Annotated in this window: 23 protein-coding genes and 2 pseudogenes; 9 read left to right on the forward strand and 16 right to left on the reverse strand. The window is 44.1% G+C overall.

The window, feature by feature from the left end; all coding sequences use genetic code 11:
• Nucleotides 1-59 precede the first annotated feature (59 nt).
• Nucleotides 60-1,523 carry an oligosaccharide flippase family protein gene (locus tag PAV_RS19295; protein WP_005549102.1) on the reverse strand — a complete coding sequence of 488 codons (1,464 nt, stop codon included), beginning with the start codon at nucleotides 1,521-1,523 and terminating at the stop codon, nucleotides 60-62.
• Nucleotides 1,524-1,621: 98 nt separating this feature from the next.
• A complete protein-coding gene (locus PAV_RS19300) occupies nucleotides 1,622-2,764 on the reverse strand; it encodes an amidase domain-containing protein (RefSeq protein ID WP_040736295.1) in 1,143 nt (380 codons plus the stop codon).
• Nucleotides 2,765-3,024: 260 nt separating this feature from the next.
• On the opposite strand from PAV_RS19300, the gene PAV_RS19305 reads away from it, so the two are divergent.
• Entirely contained in the window at nucleotides 3,025-3,759 is a 735-nt protein-coding gene (locus PAV_RS19305; RefSeq protein ID WP_005549105.1) for a divergent polysaccharide deacetylase family protein, read from the forward strand.
• A 79-nt stretch (nucleotides 3,760-3,838) separates the two neighbouring features.
• Here PAV_RS19305 and PAV_RS19310 read toward each other — a convergent pair whose 3' ends face one another.
• Nucleotides 3,839-4,492 (reverse strand): FusB/FusC family EF-G-binding protein, encoded by a 654-nt coding sequence (locus PAV_RS19310; RefSeq protein WP_005549106.1) that lies wholly within the window; start codon nucleotides 4,490-4,492, stop codon nucleotides 3,839-3,841.
• A gap of 366 nt (nucleotides 4,493-4,858) precedes the next feature.
• Here PAV_RS19310 and PAV_RS19315 point away from each other — a divergent pair, with 366 nt between their 5' ends.
• Entirely contained in the window at nucleotides 4,859-5,416 is a 558-nt protein-coding gene (locus PAV_RS19315; RefSeq protein WP_040736297.1) for a YkoP family protein, read from the forward strand.
• A gap of 114 nt (nucleotides 5,417-5,530) precedes the next feature.
• On the opposite strand, the gene PAV_RS19320 is transcribed toward PAV_RS19315, so the two are convergent.
• Complete coding sequence (locus PAV_RS19320) at nucleotides 5,531-6,619, reverse strand: DUF3626 domain-containing protein (protein WP_005549110.1); 1,089 nt, start codon at nucleotides 6,617-6,619, stop codon at nucleotides 5,531-5,533.
• Between the two features lie 236 nt (nucleotides 6,620-6,855).
• A complete protein-coding gene (locus tag PAV_RS19325; protein ID WP_238555868.1) occupies nucleotides 6,856-8,904 on the reverse strand; it encodes a penicillin-binding transpeptidase domain-containing protein in 2,049 nt (682 codons plus the stop codon).
• Nucleotides 8,905-9,442: 538 nt separating this feature from the next.
• On the opposite strand from PAV_RS19325, the gene PAV_RS33635 reads away from it, so the two are divergent.
• Together PAV_RS33635 and PAV_RS19330 are read left to right on the forward strand one after the other, a co-directional pair.
• Entirely contained in the window at nucleotides 9,443-9,652 is a 210-nt protein-coding gene (locus PAV_RS33635; protein ID WP_005549114.1) for a cysteine-rich CWC family protein, read from the forward strand.
• Nucleotides 9,653-9,773: 121 nt separating this feature from the next.
• Complete coding sequence (locus tag PAV_RS19330) at nucleotides 9,774-10,361, forward strand: DUF421 domain-containing protein (RefSeq protein ID WP_005549116.1); 588 nt, start codon at nucleotides 9,774-9,776, stop codon at nucleotides 10,359-10,361.
• A 109-nt stretch (nucleotides 10,362-10,470) separates the two neighbouring features.
• Here the strand turns inward: PAV_RS19330 and PAV_RS19335 are convergent.
• A pseudogene (locus tag PAV_RS19335) lies at nucleotides 10,471-11,081 on the reverse strand (YqaA family protein).
• A 637-nt stretch (nucleotides 11,082-11,718) separates the two neighbouring features.
• Here PAV_RS19335 and PAV_RS19340 point away from each other — a divergent pair.
• Together PAV_RS19340 and PAV_RS19345 are read left to right on the forward strand one after the other, a co-directional pair.
• Entirely contained in the window at nucleotides 11,719-12,201 is a 483-nt protein-coding gene (locus PAV_RS19340; RefSeq protein ID WP_005549119.1) for a hypothetical protein, read from the forward strand.
• A gap of 20 nt (nucleotides 12,202-12,221) precedes the next feature.
• On the forward strand, nucleotides 12,222-12,494 hold the full coding sequence (locus PAV_RS19345; protein WP_005549120.1) for a hypothetical protein: 273 nt from the start codon (nucleotides 12,222-12,224) through the stop codon (nucleotides 12,492-12,494).
• A gap of 178 nt (nucleotides 12,495-12,672) precedes the next feature.
• Here the strand turns inward: PAV_RS19345 and uvrA are convergent.
• Nucleotides 12,673-15,118: pseudogene (gene uvrA, locus PAV_RS19350) on the reverse strand (excinuclease ABC subunit UvrA).
• 218 nt (nucleotides 15,119-15,336) lie between these two features.
• Between uvrA and PAV_RS19355 the strand changes: the two are divergent.
• Complete coding sequence (locus PAV_RS19355; protein WP_005549126.1) at nucleotides 15,337-16,041, forward strand: MerR family DNA-binding transcriptional regulator; 705 nt, start codon at nucleotides 15,337-15,339, stop codon at nucleotides 16,039-16,041.
• A 17-nt stretch (nucleotides 16,042-16,058) separates the two neighbouring features.
• Here PAV_RS19355 and PAV_RS19360 read toward each other — a convergent pair whose 3' ends face one another.
• The 5 genes from PAV_RS19360 to PAV_RS19380 form a co-directional block, all read right to left on the reverse strand.
• Nucleotides 16,059-16,619, reverse strand: coding sequence for a GNAT family N-acetyltransferase (locus tag PAV_RS19360; protein WP_005549127.1), 561 nt, complete (start codon nucleotides 16,617-16,619; stop codon nucleotides 16,059-16,061).
• Between the two features lie 152 nt (nucleotides 16,620-16,771).
• Nucleotides 16,772-17,353, reverse strand: coding sequence for an RNA polymerase sigma factor (locus tag PAV_RS19365; protein ID WP_005549129.1), 582 nt, complete (start codon nucleotides 17,351-17,353; stop codon nucleotides 16,772-16,774).
• Between the two features lie 229 nt (nucleotides 17,354-17,582).
• Complete coding sequence (gene rpoD, locus PAV_RS19370; protein WP_005549130.1) at nucleotides 17,583-18,479, reverse strand: RNA polymerase sigma factor RpoD; 897 nt, start codon at nucleotides 18,477-18,479, stop codon at nucleotides 17,583-17,585.
• Nucleotides 18,480-18,774: 295 nt separating this feature from the next.
• Nucleotides 18,775-19,494 (reverse strand): SDR family oxidoreductase, encoded by a 720-nt coding sequence (locus PAV_RS19375; RefSeq protein WP_005549131.1) that lies wholly within the window; start codon nucleotides 19,492-19,494, stop codon nucleotides 18,775-18,777.
• The gene (locus tag PAV_RS19380) at nucleotides 19,475-20,041 is read right to left on the reverse strand and encodes an NAD(P)H-dependent oxidoreductase (protein WP_005549132.1); all 567 of its coding nucleotides are present in this window, start codon (nucleotides 20,039-20,041) and stop codon (nucleotides 19,475-19,477) included. Before PAV_RS19380 ends, PAV_RS19375 begins: the two co-directional genes overlap by 20 nt.
• A gap of 218 nt (nucleotides 20,042-20,259) precedes the next feature.
• On the opposite strand from PAV_RS19380, the gene PAV_RS19385 reads away from it, so the two are divergent.
• Nucleotides 20,260-20,541, forward strand: coding sequence for a winged helix-turn-helix transcriptional regulator (locus PAV_RS19385; RefSeq protein WP_085981373.1), 282 nt, complete (start codon nucleotides 20,260-20,262; stop codon nucleotides 20,539-20,541).
• A gap of 87 nt (nucleotides 20,542-20,628) precedes the next feature.
• Here the strand turns inward: PAV_RS19385 and PAV_RS19390 are convergent, their stop codons facing one another.
• Nucleotides 20,629-21,096: a hypothetical protein gene (locus PAV_RS19390; RefSeq protein ID WP_005549134.1), complete on the reverse strand. Its 468-nt coding sequence runs from the start codon at nucleotides 21,094-21,096 to the stop codon at nucleotides 20,629-20,631.
• A gap of 87 nt (nucleotides 21,097-21,183) precedes the next feature.
• Nucleotides 21,184-21,408 carry a hypothetical protein gene (locus PAV_RS33640; protein WP_005549135.1) on the reverse strand — a complete coding sequence of 75 codons (225 nt, stop codon included), beginning with the start codon at nucleotides 21,406-21,408 and terminating at the stop codon, nucleotides 21,184-21,186.
• A 394-nt stretch (nucleotides 21,409-21,802) separates the two neighbouring features.
• Here PAV_RS33640 and PAV_RS19400 point away from each other — a divergent pair, with 394 nt between their 5' ends.
• Nucleotides 21,803-22,192, forward strand: a complete 390-nt coding sequence (locus PAV_RS19400) for a DUF1259 domain-containing protein (protein WP_005549136.1) — start codon at nucleotides 21,803-21,805, stop codon at nucleotides 22,190-22,192.
• Nucleotides 22,193-22,290: 98 nt separating this feature from the next.
• Here PAV_RS19400 and PAV_RS19405 read toward each other — a convergent pair whose 3' ends face one another.
• A complete protein-coding gene (locus tag PAV_RS19405) occupies nucleotides 22,291-22,812 on the reverse strand; it encodes a MarR family transcriptional regulator (RefSeq protein WP_005549137.1) in 522 nt (173 codons plus the stop codon).
• A gap of 178 nt (nucleotides 22,813-22,990) precedes the next feature.
• Entirely contained in the window at nucleotides 22,991-24,478 is a 1,488-nt protein-coding gene (locus tag PAV_RS19410; RefSeq protein WP_005549139.1) for a monooxygenase, read from the reverse strand.
• Between the last annotated feature and the right edge of the window lie 140 nt (nucleotides 24,479-24,618).

The raw sequence follows: 24,618 nt of genomic DNA on the forward strand, positions 1-24,618 counted from the left end.
CTCTTGAATGATGTTCGAGTGGGGAGGCATAGGGTGCTTTCTGCTACGGATTATGTAAGTTACTTATTTCGGTATCGCATTCCGATTAGAAGTGAAGCACATATCCAGAAAAACACCGCAGTCAGCACGATTGTGACGAGATGTTGTTCACCTTGAAGTAGTGGTGGAACGAAGAGAAGCATAACACAGCAAAAGAAAGGTAAATCCAAACCGACCCACTTGAATGAAAACAAGGTGCACCCCGTATTGTGTAGTGCACGCAAATTCCACAGCGTTGCTATAGCTTCCAGCAAGAGAATGCCAATAGAGGCTCCAGTATAGCCGAACCCTGGAATTGCGATAACAATGTATTGGAGCAGTACAGATATGCAAATCCCTATAACTAGGCCGAATAATGGGGTATGCTTACGTTCTTGGGCCCAAAGAATACTAGTGGTAAGTTCCCGCAAGCCTACGATTAGCGGGATAGCGGATAAGTAGCGGATTGGTTCTGCTGCTTCCTTTACCCCAAATATAAGCCCAGCTGCTTCTTCTGCATAAATAAAAATAAATAGTCCGCTTATGATTCCCCATGTCCATACAAATCGGAGCACTTTCTCAATATCGCGTCGGCTCTGCTTGCCTTCTTCATAGTTCGCGGCTATCTTCATCGTGACGGTATGTGAAATTGCCGCGGTTATCATGGTGGGCATATAGACAATAACAGCAGCCATGCCAGTGATAATGCCGTACATGGCAATTGACTCTGATAAGGAGTGACCGGCAACCTGCAGCCGGTGTGGAATAAGGAGAGAATCAATAAAATCAGAAAATGGGACAAGCATTCTTGTGCCGCCAATAATCACTGAGGTTCTGAGCATGATTCCCAGGCCAACCTTGTTCATCGGAGAGTAAATAATCATCATTGTAGACTGCTTCGAGGTTATCGCAAAAATCGTTAATACGAGAAATGCGCCGATTGCTGCGATTGTTGTTCCGTATAGTCCCATTCCTACTGCATATCCAATCCCTTGAGATGCATGTAGGCTTATAAGTATGATCAAAATGGCGATACGCAAAGCTTGTTCGGTCAATTCAGACACGGAAATAGCCTCATAGCTCCGAACTCCCTGCATATATCCGCGTGCCAGTTGCAGCAGCGGTACAGCAATTAAAGCAGGAGACAATGCGCGTATCGCCCAAATCAATTCATGATTGCCGACGAACGCCGCAATATCTCCTGCATGATTATGCATCCAGTACGAGAGGACTAATCCGATAACTATGGTATACACGGATAGAAGCTGAAGCGCTCTCCACCCTCGATTTGGCTGCTTGGCCGTAAATAAAGCAAGTGCAGTTGGCACTCCTCCTGAAATGGTCATTAAGATCAAACCGAAGAAGGAGTATGCCATTTGATATAACCCAATGCCCTCAGCACCAAGTATTCTGGATAATCCAACTCTACCTGCTAGTCCAATACATTTTCCGACGATGAGTACGGCGCTCCGCAGCGCCGTTTGCTTCACGAGAGAAGATAACACATTTTTTCACCTACCGACCAATCCATCTTGTCCTCATCATTGTATGAGCAGAACGGACGGGGTATGTGTTGGAACAAGATTATTACAAGTTGAGTGATTCAATCACGGATATGAATGAGCCAGTAAACCGTGTATTGATCCCATCCTAAGTCAAATGGAACGCGATAGCGATCAGCAGTATGAGAATTCACTAATGGATAACCGTTGGCGTCGAAGCCAACCACAATTGAAAAATGATCCACATCACCATCGAGCTCATGACCGATAAGATCACCTGGTTGCAACTCTGCCCAAGCTCCTTGTGGATGCTTATTGCGCGCTTCTGTAATGTCCGAGAAAGTTCCCCGCTTAATAAGTTTTCCGTATCCACTATATAACAGAAAGTTTTTGAAAGCATCGGTTTGAACCCATAATCTGCTTCCCCCCGAACGATAGTGATGCCACCCTCCCTTCATCTTCAAGCCGCCTCCTTCTTTGTCGCCGAGGCATTGAGAAGCAAAATTCGTGCAATCACCGCCTAATCCGGTATAATCACGGTATTTTTTGTTGTACCGATTGTTATTCCCCGCTCCCCATGCTAATCCTGCATATGTGTTGGCATAGTGGACCGCATTTATTCGATTGTATCTTTTAGTGGATTTGGCGGAGCTAGAAGGGTTGATATCCTTCGAGCTATGATGCTGCCTAGATACGGTGCGAGGAATATTCTTGCTTAAACTAGGAATCAACTTTGGGTTTTCTTCCAATGGATCCAAATACCATTCTCTGAGAACATGCCAGTTTCCGTTGTTACGTGTCAGTGTCAGTGCATGACGAGTTCCAATCCCGAATTGTTCAATCGTATTGGAGCTCCCCTTATAAGAATAAGCGAGCCGTAAGGAATCAACCGCCGATATAAATACGTTATCGCCCCTCTTATTTATGCGAACCACCTTGGCATTACTGCCGGCTTCCACGAAGCGAACCCCTCTATGTTCGGCCCATGCTTGTACGTATTTTGCTCGCAATTGTTCATGCTTCATCGCTCTCATACTTGATGAACGCTCAGGCAAATAAAAATTTCGAAGCACGTCATCGTTCTGTGACAGCAAATATTGAGCTCGATTCGCGAACAGCTTCTGTATATACATGGTGATCTCCTGATCAACAACCTGCTGAGCTGCCGAGCATACAGGCTGCCATGCGATGGATGCAAAGAAGAAACCGATAACCAGTATAGCTGTACACAGCCGTCCATACATGTTAACGTTGATCACCCCTTGCCATTTATTTCATCGTGCATGGAATTTCAGCTATAGCTATCTAATCTCTTCAGCTTACTATGCCCTGCATCGAATAACTGATACTGCTAAAAAATAATCAGCATGGAATATTGATTCCGATGAACAATGATAGTAAGGAAGTCATTGAAGCAAGAAAGCAGGTGCTGATGTGAGAAATCGAAAAAACGTTTTTAGTCCGTAGAATACTGTGCATTATCTTGGCATTTCTCATCCTGCCGATGTTACCTGAAGGTATTCATTCCTTACCGGTTCAGCAGCAGGGTCAAAAAACAGCCATGATCATCATTGATGATTTTGGAAATAATGCCAAAGGAACAAAGGAAATCATGGAGCTGCCCTTTAAAGTGACAGCTGCTGTCATGCCCTTTATGCCAAGTACAGAGAAAGACGCAAAACGTGCACATGCCGCAGGGCATGACGTGATTGTTCATATGCCTATGGAAGCATTGTCAGGCAAAAAACACTGGCTTGGACCTGGAGCGATTACAACAGATTTGAGTGATGCCGAGATTCAAAAACGGGTTCATGCGGCGATTGATAATGTTCCTCACGCGATCGGCATGAATAATCATATGGGTTCAAAGGCAACAGTAGATGAACGGGTAATGCGTAATGTATTGAAGGTATGCAAAGAACGCGGACTATTCTTCGTAGACAGCCATACCAATTTCCGCAGCATTGTCGGTAAGGTGGCAAACGAGATGCAAGTGCCTAGCCTTGAAAATCACATTTTCCTGGATGATGTACATACGAAGGCGGCTGTTCATAAGCAATTCATGTTAATGCGCGAGCATTTTCGTCGTCATGATGTATGTATTGCAATTGGTCATGTAGGCGCCGGCGGAAGAATTACTGCTGAGGTGCTAAAGGAACAGATGGAAAAGATGAGCAAAGAAAATATCCAATTTAAAAAAGTGGCTTCGGTATTAAAAACTGGTATTCCTCTAAAGTAACAAAGTTTATTGATTTGAAAATGGAGATAATTAAAAAGAGGATGCCTGTATTGGCATCCTTCTTTGCGTATATTGCGATCTAGCCATTAATGGTGCGAATGAACATTTCTAATGCAGACGTGTCTGTAATGTTCTGATTGCAGACATGGCTATTCATGCACATATAGTTCCCAATGGCCTTGTAATAATCAGAAGAAGCATTCGCAGGTTTAGATTTCGTTTCAGCCGTAAATAAGGCCACCTCTTCCTGACGATTGCATAAGAAGCACGTACTCTTCTTCTTTGCTTGGGTGAATTTCCCCTCAATACCGACAAGTCGCCCGTCCAGCTGATGGATTAGATACATGCGATTCGTTCCAATGTCCGTCCATCCAAGATACGTCGTATGGCGGAGATCCAGTTCCTCCATATTCGGAAGCTTCAGCTTCTTACTCTTCGGAAAGAGCTTCTTCAGCTGCTTGTCTGTTACCTGTTCGAACTCAATCAGAAATGGTTCCAGAGAAAACAGGAATTGAGAGAATTCTTCCGTTTTGTCCAAGGTTGTAATCCGCTCAAGCAGTTGCAGCTGGTGCTCGTCTGCCTGCGGGAACGCCTCTGTAATCTTGGTATACGCACTGTATCGTACCGTGTCAACAATTTTCGGATCCGCTACTGTCTGACAAGTATGTTGAAGCAAAGTCGCTTGCTTCTTGATCAAGTTATATTGGTGGTTTCTAATAAATGGTGTTGTCATGCTTTACAGCTCCTTATTTTGAATGGTTAGTTAAATAAGGTGCAAAGCCCATTATTAGAAACGATATAAGCGATCTTGGGCGACAATCATTCCTTCGTGTTGTCCAGCCCCATGCAAAGTATCGCCCCTAAATCAGGCTTTGCATGAGTCGTTGCTGATTCTGGCAAAGTTTTTTGCCATCCCTTGCCACCTCCCCTGTTCAGTAAACATTATAAATTAAATTCCGCCTCTGGCGCAACTTGTTATTTGAATTCCTCAGCTTCTTGTTCGATTTATGCTGCTCTACTTTCAGTTGCCGAATAAAATCCTTTTGTCTAATCCAGATTATCATTGACTGTATTCCAAGTTAAGGGGCAATCAGAACATATGAAACTAAAAATGTTTATAATATCCGTATGGAATAGGTTCGATCCAATATATTATTCGTTAACCCGATTAACCTTTCCCGATCAATCGCTTTCGAATATTTTCAGGGTACGATTACTCCGATATCGCGGAAAGGCAGTTATGCTGTCTGACGGAACTCACATCGAACATAGCGATCTATTGTTGAAAATACATCTTCATAATGTACGTTTGCTTACGGAAATTCTCCCCCTGGACAACGACGTCAAGAAGGGACGAATTATTTATCGTACGGTAGAGCAGTCCCTGCCCGGAGTGTGCAGATACATTCAATCCCATCCAAAATTTTCTGAAATTAAAGCCATTATCGGGATTACGATGCTGCATCGAGGATGCACTCATTTGGGATTCGATATCGTACAGATTCATAATCCGTTCTATCGCGCTTTTAAATGGATCAGCCAAATGCCTATTCATTTTTTGTCTGTATCGAGTCCGCTCAAAACCTACAGAAAACAAAATCCAAGATATTTGCTGATGTCTACAGATTTGTTAATGCATAAATACGGAAGAACATGACATACAGGAACACAATATTTTCCGTTTACAGGAAATTACTTGCCATCCCAATACTTCCCATGATAGCTTAAATTGCTTCCTCTTTACTTTGATTGCCTTTTTCGTTGTACGGCATTACGACAACGGCTTCCCATACTTCACGAGTACATGCCATAGCAATTTAAACTCCTGAAGTACTTCCTTGTAGCTTCCACGATCAATCCAGCGCGAGGGCTCGCGCCTCAAGTCCATGGCAGCCTCCCCTATCACGCTGGCATCCACCCTGCTGTTACGAGCAATTCGCATCGCTAAAGACGGCATCGCTGGACCTCTAAAATCGGTAGGAACCTCATGTGCCAACAGAGAGAATCCCCTATGCCAGTATAGATCAATTGCATACTTCAGGCATAAATCCTCGAGTGTTCTGCCGATGGAGGTATGGAGGAAAGAAGGATCAGCTACTAGCATGTCAACGTCATCCATAAGCGATATGTCGCCATGAATTTGCGCTTCAATATAGTAATCTAGATTGCGTTTCGGCTCTCTGTATGAAGGATCTGGAAAAGATTTTGCGAGATTGAAGCGCAAATGATCAATTAGCTTGAGAGAACTGAGATTTTTTTCTCCAAGTGCATATTCATTCCTATGCGCATCTGTCAGGAGTGCCGCCAATATATCATCTAACTCGTCATAATTCCCCTTTTCTGGCGGGCCTTGATGCGAATCCATGTACGTGAAGGTGCAACGTTCAGAAACCTTGGGTGACAAAAGGAAGTAACACGACCCAAAACGTGGAGCGGGGCCATCAGGATGCAGCATCAGGTTAAGCGCCCCATATTTGGGACGCTCGCTATTGGTCACTCCTTCTCGTTGATAGGCGCCGCCAAATAACTTTTGCTCCCAAAGATCGCGTTCACCGCCGGGAAAAGCCGAAACGCTTCCATTGGACAGGCGCGTTTCAAATTGACTTTTGTATAATCCTTGTGCCAAAAGCGCCTCAGCGACACTTTTCATGTTCGGGTCAGGTCTATCTGGGTGGAAGTGAAGGGCCACTCTAGCATATGACTTTATCATCTGTACGGCTTGATCATATTTGTATTGCGAAATGGCGGAACGTTGCAAGATTTCCGCTATTGTATGCTGTGCGTTCATTTTGCGGCCTCTCGCATAGGTAGCGATATAATGCAGTGCAGATCGTTGTGACTTCGATAGTGGTGCAGCCATTCGCTCCCCTCCTCTTTTGATGTCATTATAAAGATGTCACAATAATAATGTAAATCATGCAAATCCTCTATATAAAAATCCACATAAAAAAGCTGTCGTATACAATCGACAGCCAGCTTGTTACTTCAATTATTAACCATCTAAATCAACCATTTGACAAGTTATTGACTAAATCTCTCTTGTGAACCTCAAATGCATAGAGCGGGTAGTATTTATGCGAGTATGTTTTTGAGGTGTCAGCCGGAATGCCTTGGTTCCAATTTTACATGGACGATGCGCATACCGTTCTCTTTGCTTTCTTTCTGTTCGGTCACGTATCCTTCCCCTTCTACTCGAACTTCCCAACCGAGCAATGATGTAATTTCCATTACGTCACGCAGCGATTTGTCTTTGAAATCTGGCAGCGGCAGTTTATCAGGTTCATCTGTCAGCAAATAAATGCGCTGTCTAATAGCCATCGGTTCACCCGGTCTCGGATATTGCCGCTTCACCATATCCCCTGCTCCTATTGTGTCAAATACCCTTCCTTGCTCCGCAAGCCGCTGCTTTGCATCCCGTACTTTCACGTTTTGCATATCCGGTGCCTGCACGGACGGACGAGAGCCCAGCTTGTCGCCGCCTGCGCTGTTCGGCTGCCAAGACGAAGGGACGCCCATATATCGCAAAGATTGCGATACAATCTCCTTGAACATGTAAGGAGCGACGAAGCCCCCGCCTTTATAAAAATCCTTCGGATCATCCACAACAACAAGCAGCACGATGCGCGGATCCTCTACAGGGGCAAAGCCGATAAAGGACACCACAGCCCGGTCATTATCATATTTTCCATCTATGACCTTAATTGCAGTTCCTGTTTTCCCTGCTACACGATATCCATCAATATAGGCATGTCTCCCCGTACCAATTTCTTGATCGGCTACGACTTGCTCTAAATATTCACCCACCTTCTTGGCGGTGCTTTGATCGATGACCTCGCGCACGATTTCTGGCTGTCGCTCCGTGGTTTCGCCGGCAACCGGATCGACCATCTTGCGAATGAGATGCGGCTTCATCAACTTTCCCCCGTTAGCCACGGCTGATACCGCCATTACCTGCTGTATTGGTGTAACCAACACCTGTCCATGACCGTATGATGCAGCAGCAACGTCAGCCGGATACTGAAAACGAATGAGACCGCTGTTTTCTCCAAGCATTTCAATGCCTGTCTTTTTGCCAAATCCGAATTTTTCAATATAGCTCTTTAACTTCTCTTCCTTCAGCATCTCATAACCCAATTTGACAAACGCGACATTACTGGATCGCTTTAACCCCTCTAAATAACTGATCGTTCCCCATGTTTGATTAATGTCAGGAATTCTGACTCCTCCAGCTATAATGGAACCTGATACGAATTTGGCATCCGGGTCAAAGTGCCCTTCTTGAACGGCAGCTGCGAGTGTCACAATTTTGAACGTCGAACCCGGCTCATATCGTGACTGGACAGCATGATTATAGAAAGCGGAGAGATCTTTTGCCTTCCAATATGTATTAGGATCAAAATCCGGCATATTTGCTAATCCTAAAATATCGCCTGTTTTCGGATCGGCAGCAATAACCGTCATGCTTTTAGGTGTATATTTGTCGTACACCTTTTGCATCGCATTTATTATGTATTGTTGAATCGTACGATCGATCGTCAAGTAGATGCTGCTTCCGTCTCGAGATGGCGTAAAGACCTCCGTTGCTCTCGGAAGCTTGTTGCCCAGCCGGTCTTTCTCATATTGCAGAAATCCGACAGAGCCACGAAGCTGTTCGTCATACATTTGTTCAATGCCGCCTACCGGGTTATTCTGTTTATCCGTATACCCAAGAATATGCGATGCTAGCGATTCCTTCACATAGAACCGTTTCACCTCTGGAAGCAAGTAAAGCCCTATATCGTTCAACTCTGTTTCTTTCTTCAGATCCTGAATAAATTCACGAAGCTGCTTTGCCTTTTCATCATCGACCTTCCAACCCTCGCTGCGAACTTCAACCTGTGGATAATACTCTTCCTTATCGTTTTTTCGTCTCGTTTTGCGTGTAAGCTCATATAGTTCCTGTTCGGGCTTTTTCAACACCCTGTGAAGCTTGTCCACGATAATTCGTTCCATATCGATTTGCTGCTCATTTAGCTCCTTATTTTTTCGCAGCTCTTGAATCATCCTTGGGCTCACCGCAACGGTGTATGCGGGGGCATCCATGGCAAGCACATCCCCATTTTTATCATAAATAGTACCTCGAACAGGAATCAGTTCCTTTTTCAAAGCCCATGTGTCTCTCGCCTGTTCCATCCAAAACGGCTGATTGATAACCTGATACCAGAACAGCCTCAATATAATGACAAGAAAAAGAATGAAAATATACCTCCAATCAAAAATGTCCGTAGTTTGATTCGCTTGATCAACTTATCCCTCTTTTCTAAAGTGTTTGCTATGTATAGGAGCAGGCATTTCGATATGGCAGTGAAGAAAATGAAGCGATACCATTCGCGTGCTGACGTTCGGTAAACAAAGAAGCCGTCGACAACTGTTCGACAGCTTGAGATGATACTGCTCTGCTGTATAACTCAAGGAGCTTTGCAAACTCTTCATTTCTATTAGACGCTTGAAAGTGGAAAACAGTTTTCGCTATCATCTAAAACGTCATTCGCCGATTATATTTCGGTTGTAGAACGACTCCGGAAAAATAAAACGATGCGGCCCGATGTGATAATTCGTATTTGTAAATATCCTTTCATGGGCTATGATTATTTCAGAGCGAGCGTGATCTGCAACTATACTCACAAAAAGCAGGTGTATGAGGATGACTACAGAAATAAATCCTAAAATATGTCCCCTTTGCGGCAATGATAATCAATGCGCATACCAGGCAGGCAGACCGCCCCAGGAATGCTGGTGCATGAATATATCCGTACCTAAAGCACTACTGGAGAAAATTCCGTCAGAATTACGCAGAAAAGCCTGCGTATGTAAGCGCTGCGTTCAACAGTTTCTTCAGTCTGAAGGAAATTAAGCTGTTATAAGCTACACTCGAGTAAATTCTGAACAAGTAAGCATACTACCCCTATCAGGTTCAGTAAATCCATGAATTACGCTCCAATTCAGATATGAAAAGGAGCCGGGGGTGCCTACTTATGGATTGGAAATTCACTTGGGAAGCATTGATCGTATTAAGCGTTGGATATGCCCTGCTTCGAATTCTAGGCAAGAAAACAGTTGGCGAAATGACGGGTGTGGAAATCATCACTTTGCTCGCAATGGCTTCTATGATTGGTCATGCCGTATCCGCTTATGGGCTTTTTAAAACATTGATTACCCTATGTATTTATGTAGGACTTCTGGTTACCTTGCAGCGTCTTGCGATTAAGTTTGATTGGGTCGAAAAATTGGTTATGGGGCGATCTACAGTTGTAATCGAAAATGGAGCCATTTTAGAGGCGAATTTAAAAAAGCTGCGCTTAACTGTGGATCAGCTAGAGGCGAAATTAAGAACGAAGGGGATTACTTCCCTAACTGAAGTAAAAACAGCTACGATCGAGATGAGCGGACATATCGGGTTTGAATTGATGCGCCATGCAAAGCCGGTAACGATCGGTGAATTGGAAAAACTGCTAAAGTCTTGGGATAAGCCAATTCCCAAACAGTCTAAAGAGATAGAAAACCTGTTCGACGAGGTCAAACAGGAGGGACACCGGAAAAAGATTTCTCCTGATTTGGATTGATGCTATTTGATTGCATACCCCTTATTTGAGATCACTCAGGCCAGCTCTGCTTTAAGTTATTGAACGAAAACAAAAGGCCGACCCCAAAGGTCGACCTTCTTAACGATTCTTATTCGCTGATTGAGGTTGTGTTGGATTCCGTATGTTCTGCTTTCGCTGCAGCTTTGTTTCTTCTCCGCTTGCGAATAATCAAGTAGATAGCCAAAATGGGAACAGCAATCAGGAAGATATACAGCGAGACGTGCTGAACCATTCCCTCAGCGGATCTTCCGTATAGATAAAATAACAGACCCACCGCATAAAACTTTACTGCTCTCCCAAGAGCCGCATACCCGATTAAGCGCCAAAGCGGAAAGTTCATGCAGCCGGACAAAATCGTGAATACTTTGAACGGGATAGGTGTAAACGATCCAATTAGAATGGCGGCTTCCCCATTTTTTTGAACATTTGGTTTGCGCCGTCAATCCATGATTTTTTAAGGATCTTTTCGAGCACGGAGTGGCCTAATACCTTACCAATCAAGTAACCTACAGGCGTCCCTAATAGACAAGCAACATACCCTGCAGTCGCAAGCCATAATGCATTGGACGGATCGAGCAAGCTTAACGGCACTTGCAAGAAGAAGGCTGGTATCGGAAAAATAACTGCATCTGCGAATGAGTGAATGACAAGCCCCCACACTCCGTAGTTCATTAGAAAATCAATGATATTTTGAAACATAACCTACTCCTATCCGGAAAAAATTCTTCTATACGTTGATTCTACGTACTCATTGTACCCGATCTCAGGCTATGAGTGATTACACTTTGTAATGTTGGCAATCATTACAGAAGCAGCAAGCAAGATGTAACCCCTTCTCCGGAATAGACGATCTTATGTTGCCTGATCCCTTCAAGCAGTCAGCGGTATCCCATGAATTGCACTGATACTTACTATCACTTATTAGTACGAGGCAAAAGAGCTAATCGTTTCAAGTAATAAACAATAAAGCTCTCTTTTCTGCAATTGGTTTTCACTTATCGTATTCCTCACATGAAGCGGTTGCGTAGACGATAATCTCTATTACGTTTATATGTTTATTTCTATTTTAACATGCCACACAAGAGTTTTGGAAAAAAATGACGAAGACCGCTCAGTGGACGTGAGCGGCCTTATAGTACGTGTGGACTTCCTTAGCGCTTTACTTTTGCAAATTATATAACTAATTTATATTTTTTCTTAAAAATAGTTCAAAAAGAGTGAACCAAATTTTCCTGGGCTGTGTTTATATCATTGAAGCTGGTTACAAAGGGATCCCAAAAGATAGAATCCAGTCTTCACATCAAAAACATGCAGAAATGAGAGGAGTCATATTCACATGAAATACGCAAAGAAGGCAGCCGTTGTCGCAACGGGTATCGCGATGCTGTTTGGCACCGCAAATATGACAGAGGCATTTGCAATCCAAACAACCAATAACTCCGCACAGGAAATGGAAACGAAAACGCCGGCGGTTGGTAAGGAAGCTGTTGAAGCGGCAAAAGCAGAACTCTCCCAAAAAGTAAGGGGAAATAATGGTGAGAATACAGGAGATACGTACCTCTTGTACGTAAGCGATCCAAGTCTCAATGGCGGATCTGCATTCTTGTATTACCTGGACATGTTCAAATTCACAAATTATGATGATTATTTAAAACAGGCAGCCAAACTACAGGGTCCTGTGCTTCAAAAGCCTGAAGGTTTGCCTGAAGGTTATAAATTTGAGAATGGAAACATCCAACCCCCAATTGCAAAGAATCTTAAAGAGTTTCAACAAGAAGTGAAAGCGGAAGCGGAAGCTCAAGGAAAAAGCGTATATTAGAAAAATTCGAATGGAACGAAATGGGCGAAATCAATCTTACATTTGCAAATGGAAAAGACAATTTAGAAATGCAAGTCGTGCACAAACTTGGTAGAAATACGGCCAGCAGCGGATACCGGTACATGAAATCAACTGAAGTTGATGCCGAACAAGGCAAGAAGATCCCTGGCCTGGTTCGAAATAAGCTGATTTGGTCAGATCAGGATCATCTTTATAGCATCACAACCAATCCGGGCAATCCGCTCACAAAAGAAGATTTGATCAAGTTTGCAGAAACGGCTGTAAAGAAATAAGGCGGTTGTGCTTAGCCTGCTGACATGAGCAGGTATAGAAGCTGCGATACAAGGTGATAGCAAAGCATACTTTGCAACGGTTCTGAAAAAAGCCGGTCAGATCGAATCATGGATCCGACCGGCTTTTTCGTGTCCAATTCAATTGCATGTATGCGTATAAGACATGACTCAAGCACAGTTATTTCGATAAAAAGACCCCTGTACAAGACGCTTTAAAGCGAGCGATTTGTTCTGGTGTACCGGCCGCTACGATCTGACCTCCAGAATCTCCCCCACCTGGCCCCATGTCAATCACCCAATCCGCTGCCGCAATAAGATCCGTATTGTGTTCGACCATAATAACTGTATTTCCCGCCTCAACAAGCTTATCCAACAGGATATACAGCTTCTGTACATCAATTGGGTGCAAGCCGGTTGATGGTTCGTCCAATAAATATAACGAATGGCCGCTTGTTGGCGTGCTTAACTCGCGAGCTAGCCTTAAACGCTGTCCTTCACCGCCGGAAAGCGTTGTGACAGACTGCCCCCACTGAAGATATCCAATCCCTACTTCGCACAGCAGCTTTAGCAGTTGAGATATCTTCTTTTGTTCGGTGAACAGTGACAGGCTTTCCTCGATACTTAGCTCTAGGATATCGGATATGGTGTAGTTTTTGAATGTTACAGACAGGACCTCATTATGAAATCTCTTACCATTGCATACCGGACATTCCACGCGCAAATGCGGGAGGAAATGCATATCAACTTCAACTTCACCCAATCCCTCACAGCGCTCGCATCGCCCACCTGGCGAATTGAAGGAAAAATGCTTGTCACTTAACCCTAGCCTTTTGGCCTCAGGAAGTGAAGCAAATACCTTGCGCAGCAGCGTATACAAATCCGTGTAGGTCGCGACATTTGACCGCTGCATTCGAGAGATGGGCGACTGATCAACCGTTACAATATGATTGATTTTATTCAAGCCAGTAATTGCACGGCAGCCTGTAATGTGAGAGTGTTCCCCACCGGCATTCGCCAATAGGTCAAAGACTAAGGTTGACTTGCCGGAGCCGGAAGCTCCAGACACTGCAATCAACATTCCGAGCGGGAATGATGCGGTTACCTGCTTCAAATTATGAAGTTCGGCGTCATGAACCGTAATCACATCACCAATGCCAGCTCGACCTTTGGATTTTAACGTCGATTGTTCTCTTAAATATTTTCCAGTTACAGAGGATGGCTGTTCCATAATCTCCCGGAGAGTCCCTTGCCCTACGATTTCCCCGCCGAATCGGCCTGCCCCTGGTCCGATATCAATGATATGATCCGCTTCCTGCATGACCCTTGTATCGTGCTCAATCATAAGCACTGTATTTCCTATGTCCCGGAGCTCCTTCATTACTTGAATTAATCCGTCGGTATCCTTTGGATGAAGACCCGTAGTAGGCTCGTCAAGGATATACAATACGCCGGTAAGTCCTGAACCGAGTATTGAGGCAAGCCGCAGACGCTGAGTTTCTCCGCCAGACAGAGATACGGTCTGTCTATCCAGCGACAAGTATCCGAGTCCTACGAGGATGACTCGTTCTACCTTCACAATGAGCTCATGGAGCGCAGCATCAAGAATTACATCCGCTTCTAGCTGTGATTTTGCATGTACGGATTTCAGCCACTTATACAGTTCATCAAGCGTGCACCGGGCCAAGCTGGGTAAGGTGCGTCCTTCAATCGTAACCAGTCGGCTCTCCAGCTTAAGCCGATCACCATTGCAATCTGGACAGGTCTGTGCCTGAAAATAGGCAGCTTCACTTGACTGCCCTTCCTTCTCTTTATATTTTTGCCACATGGAGGTGAGCACGCCCTTGAACCTGCCTTTTGTTACATGCTTAGGCGCCTCGATCTGTGGAAATTGACGAGCGAATGCTTCACTCTCCACTCCATGTTTTAACAGTTCCCATTGAACAGGACTGAATGTATCCAGAGGCTTGGTCATATCCAACCCGTAATGCCTTCCTGCTGCTTCAATAATACCGGCCTGGTATTCAGCTAGTGAATCATGCCAGATGTTCACAGCACCTTCTCGGATCGTTTTAGCCGTATTAAATACAGCATCCACTTGGATATCGACAACCGAGCCCAATCCACTGCATGAAGAACAGGCCCCATAGGGCGTATTGAAGGAAAAATTCGCCTTCGTCAAAGGGGCATGGGGATGTGAACAAACGGGGGCAATAGATCGTAACTCCCTGTTCTCCTGAATTATTGCCTGCGGGGAATTCCTCGCCGCACGCCATACAGCGTCTGATACCTTTCTTCTCGTATATGATGCGCAAATACGTATACATATCGGTAACCGTACCTACTGTTGAACGAGGATTGCGGTTCGTTACATGCTGCTGTATGGAAATAGATGGCGATAAACCGTTAATAGAGTCTACATTGGGCTTGGAAATGGACTCGGACGATATTCCGCTGGACTCTATATACTGCCGTTGGCATTCACGCTGAAGGATATCCATGGCAAGTGTTGATTTTCCTGACCCGGATGGACCTGTAACAACAATCAGTTGATGCTTAGGAACATCCAATGATACATTTTTCAGGTTGTTCTCTCTAGCTCCTCGAATGTGGATAACTTCTTTCATACAGCACCCTCCATATTGATAATGATGGTGAAATGCGTGTTACATCATCCACTTTACAACATTCATGCAAGTGCTAAAGCAGTTCATAATTCATGTGAATATATCAATATGAGGGATACGAAACCTTAGCATGGTGCTTTAAGGTTTTACTATAAGATTTGCTTCATGCGGAGACGTTCTGATACAGTGGAATCGAAATGATAAGAGGAGGGTGTGCGATGAAGCACTACAAACCTATTGACATAGCCAGGATGCTTCAAATTAGTACGAGTGCGCTGAGGCATTATGAATCATGGGGCGTTGTTCCCTCCCCAGCTCGCGACGACAATGGATATCGGCTGTACACAGATGCTCATTTGGCTTATTTTCGCTGTCTGCGCACGATGTTTCCGGGGTTTGGTGTCGGATTGACTTGCGATGTTCTGAGGCATATTCAGAAAGAGGAAATAAATGATGCATTTTGGCTCGTAAACCGCGAGCAGGCCAAGCTGCACCAAGAGAAGGAAGCTGCCGATCAAACACTAACAATACTGGAACAGATTGAGCTGCCCTCAGTGACCAGCAAAGCGATAAAGGAACATATGACGATTGGTGAAGCTGCTGCATATACGGGTGTCGCTGCCTCTGCGATCCGCCATTGGGAAAAGGAAGGGCTCATTACGCCAGACCGCAACCCTGAGAATGGATATCGGATGTTCAGCCCGCTTCACCTTCGTAAAATATTGCTGCTTCGCACCTTGCGCAGTACGATTTATTTTCTCAAAAGTATGAAAGAAATTGTACAGGCTCTTGACCATCATCGTGTTGAACATGCCAAAAGAGTGACGGAAAAAGCCATCCGCAGCATTCATGAACGAAATCAACAACAATTTCTTGGCGTTCATGAGCTTGTAAAGCTGTGCAAGGTGCTGAAGCTAATGTAATTTTTTGACGAGGGTCGTTACTTAACCTTTTTCACCATATGCTCATAATCTTCACCAGCAATGGAAATAATGATGCCGTCTGCTGCGTAACCTTGTGTTTCATACAGTTGCTTTGCTCGGGTGTTATCGACGTTAACAATCAATGAAGTTGTATGGAATCCAAGCTGCACTGCTTCCTCCTCAAACGCCTTCATTAATTTGGTTCCAACGCCCATACCTCGCTGGGAAGCATGAACAGCTAAGGAATCCAAATAATACTCTTCCCCTTCTGTTTCCTTAACGAGCTGTACAGGCTTGCCTTGCATTGCGCTCAAGCGCGCTTCCAGCGGACGATCCAATTCTACAAGCTTATAGCCTGGATAGGCTAGTCCATACCCAACAGGAACTTGATCCTGTTCCCAGACAATGCAATTTTCCCAGCTCAAGCGATTGCCGGACTGTAAGTAATATTGCTCCAAAATCTCAATTGTATCCTCTATGTTCGTTGTACCTGACAGCTCATAGGCAATAGTGCCTATCGCCTCCATCATTAGTGGAATAATGCTTTTACTATCTTCTGGAATTGCTTTGCGTATCATATAAGAACCTCCAAATGATTAGTGGCAGCCCTTCACCAATCTCACTATATCATTTTTGACCGTGAAATGATGTACGAGCTGTCACCTCTTATTGTACGCTAGTCCAATCAATCGTGATCAACAAAAATACTTTCATGCTAAAATTTCTTTCGTTAGGAACAGATGGTGCAATCATATTGCTTCCGCAAGTATTTCTTTCCACGGAACAATCTTGACTTCACCGTATTGATTTCAAGTGATAGCACGCTAGATATTTCCGCAAGCGAATACTCTGATAGGTAACGGAGCTGAAATACGTCCCGATACGCCTCCGGCAGGCCGTTCATCATGTTCAAGACCTGTTTCTGATTTTCTTGCTCCAGTACTTGCTGCTCAGGTCCGTTATGTTGATCCTGTAGAGATTCCAGTGTGGGATGGTCCTGATTGTCGTAAGCAATGTACTCGACAAAGTGGCTCGTCGGCTTGCGTTTGCGTTGTCGAATAAGATCAATGCATAAATTACGCACAATCATCTGCATCCAAGTAATGATTTTGCAGGAAAAGTTGTACCGATGCAAATTCCGTATGATGCGAATGTACGCTTCTTGAACCACATCTTCTGCATCTTGTTGATTGCGAACAAAGCGATAGGCATGCTGCAGCAGCACTCCTCGATAGTCATTGTATAATTGAATATATATGCCTTCATCTCCGGCAAGCAGTTGTTTTTGAACTTGATCTAGGCTGTATCCCATGATTCCTCCGCATATCCTTATCCCCGACTAAGTTGTTAATTTCATTTTTTTGATTAGGGAGTTTTCTTTCACGAATACGATATCAAAAAGATATGAAGATAATATGAAGATGAAATTAACAATGAATGATTTTCCGCTGTAAATCTGAATATTTTATTAAGAAATACAAAAAAAGCCGCGCTCTAACGGATTAGAGTAACGCGGCTTTGATCGTTTACATATGATAATGTTATTCGATGTAGTCCTTCAAGCGCTTGCTGCGGCTCGGATGTCTTAATTTTCGAAGAGCCTTGGCTTCGATTTGGCGAATTCTTTCACGTGTAACACCGAACACTTGACCTACCTCTTCCAATGTACGGGTACGTCCATCATCAAGACCGAAGCGAAGTCGAAGGACATTCTCTTCTCTCTCGGTTAGTGTATCAAGCACGTCCCCTAATTGGGTCTTTAGCGACTCATATGCTGCCGATTCAACAGGAGACTGCGCATCCTGATCCTCGATAAAATCGCCCAGCTTCGTATCGTGTTCTTCACCGATCGGTGTTTCCAGTGAGATTGGATCCTGCGAAATTTTCATAATCTCGCGAACCTTTTCAACACTTAATTCCATTTCCTTGGCGATCTCCTCTACCTCTGGTTCACGGCCAAGCTCCTGCACCAATTGTCTGGAAACGCGAACAAGCTTATTAATGGTCTCGATCATGTGTACAGGAATACGTATCGTTCTCGCTTGATCGGCAATCGCGCGCGTAATGGCTTGACGAATCCACCACGTTGCATAGGTACTGAACTTAAAGCCTTTTGTATAATCGAATTTATCAACAGCTTTAATTAGACCCATGTTCCCTTCTTGAATAAGATCAAGGAGTGACATGCCACGTCCTGCGTAGCGTCTCGCAATACTAACGACTAAGCGAAGGTTAGCCTCTGTCAGCATCTTCTTCGCTTCTTCATCGCCTTCAGCAATGCGTTTTGCCAAATCTACTTCTTCTTCCGTGCTGAGAAGACCAACTCGGCCAATCCCTTTAAGATACATCCGCACAGAGTCATCTATTTTGACTCCTGGAGGTAGTAAATCAATATCTGCATCTGAATGAGTTTGCTCATTGCGTTCTTCGTTAGTCAATCTGTCGCCCCCCTAAAAATATGCGTACGTATCGAACCGTTAAGTTTACGGAATATGCGTGGATTACTCATATTTGACAAAGAAAAAGGTCTATGATATGATTTATTTTAATTAGATCTGTAAGAAATAAGAGCACACACTATAGTATCATATACCTAATCATTTATCAATACCTATTATTTACAGCGATATACATACAATTAAACCCCCAGCATAACAGCTGGGGGTTATTATGTTTTCTAGCCTATCTTTCTGTTTACTTCATGTGCATGAAAACGACATACAGTCGAAAAAATTACGTTAGCGAATGCCCACCATCCGTATGAATGACCGTTCCGGTCACGAACGAATCCGTAAGTAAATAGAGCACGCTTTGAGCGACATCCTCAGTACTGCCTATGCGTTGTACAGGAAGCTTCTCTGCAATTGTCTCATACAACTGCTGGCGCGCTTCTTCCGGCATCTTGCTGCGGGAAGGAGTGTCAATGATGCCTGGCGATACGACGTTCACCCTTATTGGAGCAAGTTCCAATGCCAGCGTCTTGCCTAAGTTGGATACGGCCGCATTGACTGCGCCAAGAATAGACGAACCAATCATAGCCTTATAGGCTACAACTCCAGAAAACAAAACGATCGAGCTGTTCGTTGAGAGCTTAGGCGCGCCATACTTTACAGCATGATATTGTCCCCAAAACTTATTCTCGAACAATTGTCTCGCTTGATTGGTATCCGACTTCAGGAAGGAGCCGCCAGAAGTCTCGGCCGCACTTACGACAAGATGATCGAATGCATCGACATGCTGGAAGAAAGCCTCTACCTCATGTTCAATCGTCAGGTCAAGTTGATGTGTCTCTGCTTTCGTCCCAAGCTGTTCCTTGGCAAGCTGCAACTTGTTCATAGAGCGGCTCGCAATGACTACTTCGGCTCCATGCGCAATCGCTTGTTTTGCAGATTCAAGTCCGATCCCGGAGCTGCCACCGATAATTACGATCTTTTTATTTTGCAACTGGTTCATTTGTAAGTGCCTCCTTCAAGTGCTGTTCAAGATTGGCAATATATTGTTTGATGTTTGGATTTTTGACTACATCGTAGCAAGAAAAGCTTTTTAACGGCTTCATACCTAAAAATTTGTGTATCCGGTGCAGGTGCTGCAGCGCCTCGTCCAAGCTGTTCCCTTCGAAAAATTGAGTCTCATCCTCAAATGCAGATGCCGGAGCATTCCAGGTTGTGGAGAGCATATATGTTTTATCTGTCAGCAACCCACCAGTTCCGTATTGATCCGTGCCAGTGAAGAATGTTCCGTATGTATAGACCTCGTCCATATACGTTTTAAGCAGTCCCGGCACACTGAACCAATAGATGGGTGTCTGATAAATCACTACATCGGCCCACAAAAATTTCTGCTGTTCTTCTTCTGCGTGGTAACCATTTTGAATGACTGTTGTCTTGACATTGTTGTACGGACTCAGCACTCGAATCATGTTCTCCACTAATGTGTTGTTCAGCTTTCCCTCCGCAGAACGGTATTGCTGATGACCGTTAATAATCAGAATATTTTTCATCGGATTCAGCTCCTTGATTTTGATGTATTGGCTGCAAACTCATTATATGTTCCATTAATTCATTTAGGGAAGTACTGATATTTTATTCACATTATTTCCGTAAATGAAGTATTGTGATATGATGGGACTAAATCGTCATATTTTTAGGAGGATTCGTTATGACTGGTTCATCTGATTCTATTACGTTGACCAAATGAACGCCCGGACAAACTTGTCCGATAGCAAAAACACTCGATGTGATTGGGACAAAATGGACATTTTTGATCATCCGGGATTTGTTGATAGGAGGCACAATGCGATTTAGCGATTTATTGAGAGCAATGGATGGAATCAGCCCGAAAACACTATCGCTGCGGTTAAAGGAACTAGAGGATCACGGCATAGTGGATAGGAACGTATACCCCGAAGTCCCTCCGCGGGTCGAGTATACGCTTACTGACAAAGGCAAGCTCTTAGAAGGAATTTTCATCGAACTAAAGCGATTCGGATTACAGCTATAACAAGATAAAGAAGCCGGAGCAAGGGGGTGGTGTCCCTCCCCTCTCCGGCTAATCGATTTTCTCAACTTACAGAACGATGAGAGTTGATTATTGTAACGTCAGCTTCTTGGTCCACGTAAGTTCCTTGCCTGAATCATTGCGGAATACGAATGTAACTTCCCCAGTCTCTCCCTTTCGTTTTTCATCATAAATAAATCCGGAAAATTGGCCATTGCCACTAATATAAAACCCGTCTTCTCCATTGCCGCCATGTTCGATCGCTTGCTCTGTTGTATTGATAACAGTTGTCTTATCTGACTTCCATCTCATTTCGGCTAAAGAATAACCTTTAGGGATTTGCTCGACTTGGAAATAAAAATGCCGCTCTGGCTGGCCTGGATATTTCGTCTGATCCACAACGACTAAGATGGGCTCCTCAAGCTCAGTCTGCGTTTGCGCTGGTGGAGCTGGCTGTTTTTTTGCGTTAGAGCTTATTTCTCCATTTTTTCCGCACGCTGAAGCTGCTAGAATAGCTGCACAGCATAAGATGAGTCCGCTTAATTTAACAAGGTTCAATATTGTCACCCTCTGATTCATTTAATGAAAAATAAAACACAACTCTTGCATCAGCCGATACACGAAAATCTTCTTGCGCAGTCCAAGCTATGTTGCAGTGTTTCCTGCCCGCTTGTACATCGAACGCCTCAACAACCCTCGTACTTGCTCATTGATGGAATAAGAGCCTCGCTTAAGTTCAATCGCCCTCGCTTCATATCTGGACAGTTCCATCATATCCATGATCAGGGCATTCATCTTATCCACTTCAGACAAAATATGCTGGTAGTAGCGATCTCGTTTCTCTAGTGCGACATTGTCCTGCAATCCCACCGTGAACCCTTTTACAATACCGAGTGGCGTCTTCAGCTCATGAGAGTATGCTTAACTCGTTAGTACAGACATCGTAACCATCGCACCTATAAATAATATTGTTATACCTTTGTTCATGGCAATAGCCTCCTGTAATCAGGTTTACAAAGGCTATTATAGAAACCCAATGTGTTCATCATGTGTACATCGCCTCAACAGCGGACTTCAATGTCAGGACTTTTACATCACATTTAGGGAAGCGCCTAGTCAAGTGAAGTCCATAACACATAAATTATGTTGACTATAGAATGCTTAGCATGCATCCACCAACTTCTTTTTCGGTTTTCAATTCGTGTATTGAATTAACGTAATGGGGATTTCATGGGAATGTTCTCGGAAGGGGGATCAGTCTAACATGAGCAATGATGAACGCCTATGCAAGAGATTCGCACTGATCATCGGTGGACAATCTGGATTCGCCGGCGGAAAGTGCGTGGCAACGATAACTCGAAAGCACCTACGGACTTTCATTTTGGGGAAAAGATTCCGTGTAACCTCTTCTTTCTCGTTTGAATCAAAAAATAATATAACAGGCAAAGCCTTATGCTTAGGAAGAATCGCTCTTTTGCAAAACGAAACCAATCGTTTTCTATCTGCTATTCGCAAACAGGGCATACTCGTCTCTTCTGTTCACAATGAATGGCTGTTTGAACGTCCGCGTTTGATTTATGTCAATATTGAAGCGGTAGAAAAACCGCTAATCTTCGCTAGAAAAGTCAGAAAAGCACTGGATGATTCCAACTAATTAGCTTTAATAAACTTCTTCCCGCTTGATACGTACAAATCCATGTGTGAGATTACGCCCAGCCCGTTCGAGTATGGACTGGGCGCATAATAAACAAGCTAGTCTTTAGATTCCAAAGTCTCATGGATATACAGCCAATTGTTCAATATATCTTGGAACAGCCTTTGTACGATGAGAAGCTCTTCTTCGTTATATTGATCCAGAATGTCCGAAAATCGCTGCTCCAGTTCTTGATGCGCTCGATCATGCAGTACGTTCAATCGCTTCCCTTTTGGATTCAAACGAAAATAAACTTCTTTTTTGTTATCGCTCAGTTGGGTTCTGCGTATGATGTCATTCGACAACAATTTGGAGCAAATTCGTGACACCGTCGCTTTGGAGATCCGTAATCGTTCGGCCAGTGATGTGACATTGATCGGTTCATGCTCCCCAATGCAGGATATCACATGAAGTTCTGTAATATTCAACTGAAGTTCTTGATCAAACTCATCCCCCAGCTTATTTAGCACTTTAGCAATATGCTTTTGAATCATAAATTCGTGCTGCTCTTGTTGATGAATGAGATCAATAAATAATTCGTAAAATGCATGCTTACTGTAAGCAGAATTTACCTGATCCATGCCTATCCTCCGCTTGAATTAATTCTTTTATTATACCCGATCTTGCATCAGCGGAGTAGCAGGAGACATTATAGGCATTCCTGAATCGGGAGCTGATAGCATCCTACTATAATCGAACCAAATTTATAGCGATAGATACTGTTTATCATGTATGCGAGCCTTCGGTCAATTGAAGAATTTATCGTGCGCACCACCGATGTATAGCTTTTTGCAAAAGTGAAGGGAGATCTGGCTGTTGCTTGCTTAATGCCCATGCGACATGTCCGTCAGGACGTATCAGAGCTGCATGGACATCGGCCCATTCAGAGCGCTGCTCAGCAATGGTGGCATGTATCATCTGGAGTGGAGCGGAAGCGCCACAATGTGCAGACTCATCTGTGTGATCTTCCAGCAAGAGGCATACATAACTACCAGCATGAAGAAGTGAGTATAAGGATGTGGCCTCCCGGTTTGCTAACAGGATGTCTAAATCAGGAAGTCTCTTCCCATGAAGAGGATGGATAGGCAGCTGTGAGTCTGGTTCGTAATTTACACCGATTGCAGATATCCGTTCTGATAAGTATCGATTAGCGTCAGGGAATTTCAGCAGATCGGCCATCGTTTTTCTAAGCTCTAAGCCAGCGGGGCTGAAGTCAATTAATTTTGTCTGTACCTCTGTGTTATGCAGTAATTGTTCTGCCACCGGATGCCGCTCGCTATGATAGCTGTCAAGCAGCCATGCTGGAGCCCAGCCCTGAATCTCACCCGCCAGTTTCCAACCAAGGTTCATAGCTTCCTGCAAACCAACATTTAGGCCTTGGCCGCCTGACGGGAAATGGATATGCGCTGCATCGCCAGCCAGTAAAATGCGGCCGTTTCGATAATATTTCGCGATTCGTGTGGCATTGCCGAAGCGCGACATCCATATCGGATCGGATATGCCATAATCCGTGCCGCATAACTGCTGCAGACTAGTGCTTAATTCCATTAGGGACACAGGCCTTTCCTTAGGTGTCTGCGTGCACATCGGATCGACAACAACAATTCGATACTTGTCCTCCGGCAAAGGTATAATGTATGCGTTTCCGCGTTGATTGAATACGAATAATAGGTTGTCACTAGGTGGATTCGAAAGCGTTACATCGCCTAAGGCAGCCGTGATATTGCTATCCGTGCCTTCGAACGGAATTCCCGCTTGCTTGCGAACAATACTGCCAGCGCCATCCGTACCAATAACATAGTGCGATTGGAGTAAAATCATACCCTCTGTACCTACAGCAACGATTTCGGCTATTTCATCATTTTGGCGAACCGCCACGACTTCCATTCCTCTGTAAATTGGAACATTCAAACTGCGAATGTGCTCTTCCAGTAATCGTTCGGTTGTCCTCTGTGGAATCAATAACATATGATTCGAGCCTGTATCCAACACTGAAAAGTCCAGTCTTGTTTCCAAGGCAGAGAAATGACCACTCGGTATGATTTGCCCTTCATCCATAAATCTTTTCAGAAGTCCTCTCATTCCCAGTATCTCCAAGGAACGAGGATGCAGGTTGAATGCTTTTGAAAATGTTCCCGGCTGAGGCAAGCGTTCAACAATGCAAACGGACACGCCAAACAAGGCAAGCTCAGAGGCCAACATCAATCCAACAGGCCCCGCTCCGACGATTATAGCTTGATAATCCATGTTATCAACTCCTTTGAGCATAATGTGAACTGAAAATATATCCATCAACCTATTTTTGTTACATATGTAACAATATGATTGTAAATAAGTTCACCACATACTCCGCTAATCCTCCTTTCTATAATCGAACAATGTTATCT

Source organism: Paenibacillus alvei DSM 29 (genome assembly GCF_000293805.1).
Taxonomy (GTDB): domain Bacteria; phylum Bacillota; class Bacilli; order Paenibacillales; family Paenibacillaceae; genus Paenibacillus_B; species Paenibacillus_B alvei.

Excerpts from the sequence above, each read along its gene's own strand:
- PAV_RS19300 (WP_040736295.1), bottom strand. The coding sequence starts at position 2,764 with ATGTATGGACGGCTGTGTACAGCTATACTGGTTATCGGTTTCTTCTTT.
- PAV_RS19305 (WP_005549105.1), top strand. The coding sequence starts at position 3,025 with ATGTTACCTGAAGGTATTCATTCCTTACCGGTTCAGCAGCAGGGTCAA.
- PAV_RS19310 (WP_005549106.1), bottom strand. The coding sequence starts at position 4,492 with ATGACAACACCATTTATTAGAAACCACCAATATAACTTGATCAAGAAG.
- PAV_RS19315 (WP_040736297.1), top strand. The coding sequence starts at position 4,859 with ATGAAACTAAAAATGTTTATAATATCCGTATGGAATAGGTTCGATCCA.
- PAV_RS19320 (WP_005549110.1), bottom strand. The coding sequence starts at position 6,619 with ATGGCTGCACCACTATCGAAGTCACAACGATCTGCACTGCATTATATC.
- PAV_RS33635 (WP_005549114.1), top strand. The coding sequence starts at position 9,443 with ATGACTACAGAAATAAATCCTAAAATATGTCCCCTTTGCGGCAATGAT.
- PAV_RS19330 (WP_005549116.1), top strand. The coding sequence starts at position 9,774 with ATGGATTGGAAATTCACTTGGGAAGCATTGATCGTATTAAGCGTTGGA.
- PAV_RS19340 (WP_005549119.1), top strand. The coding sequence starts at position 11,719 with ATGAAATACGCAAAGAAGGCAGCCGTTGTCGCAACGGGTATCGCGATG.
- PAV_RS19345 (WP_005549120.1), top strand. The coding sequence starts at position 12,222 with ATGGGCGAAATCAATCTTACATTTGCAAATGGAAAAGACAATTTAGAA.
- PAV_RS19355 (WP_005549126.1), top strand. The coding sequence starts at position 15,337 with ATGAAGCACTACAAACCTATTGACATAGCCAGGATGCTTCAAATTAGT.
- PAV_RS19360 (WP_005549127.1), bottom strand. The coding sequence starts at position 16,619 with ATGATACGCAAAGCAATTCCAGAAGATAGTAAAAGCATTATTCCACTA.
- PAV_RS19365 (WP_005549129.1), bottom strand. The coding sequence starts at position 17,353 with ATGGGATACAGCCTAGATCAAGTTCAAAAACAACTGCTTGCCGGAGAT.
- PAV_RS19375 (WP_005549131.1), bottom strand. The coding sequence starts at position 19,494 with ATGAACCAGTTGCAAAATAAAAAGATCGTAATTATCGGTGGCAGCTCC.
- PAV_RS19380 (WP_005549132.1), bottom strand. The coding sequence starts at position 20,041 with ATGAAAAATATTCTGATTATTAACGGTCATCAGCAATACCGTTCTGCG.
- PAV_RS19400 (WP_005549136.1), top strand. The coding sequence starts at position 21,803 with ATGAGCAATGATGAACGCCTATGCAAGAGATTCGCACTGATCATCGGT.
- PAV_RS19405 (WP_005549137.1), bottom strand. The coding sequence starts at position 22,812 with ATGGATCAGGTAAATTCTGCTTACAGTAAGCATGCATTTTACGAATTA.
- PAV_RS19410 (WP_005549139.1), bottom strand. The coding sequence starts at position 24,478 with ATGGATTATCAAGCTATAATCGTCGGAGCGGGGCCTGTTGGATTGATG.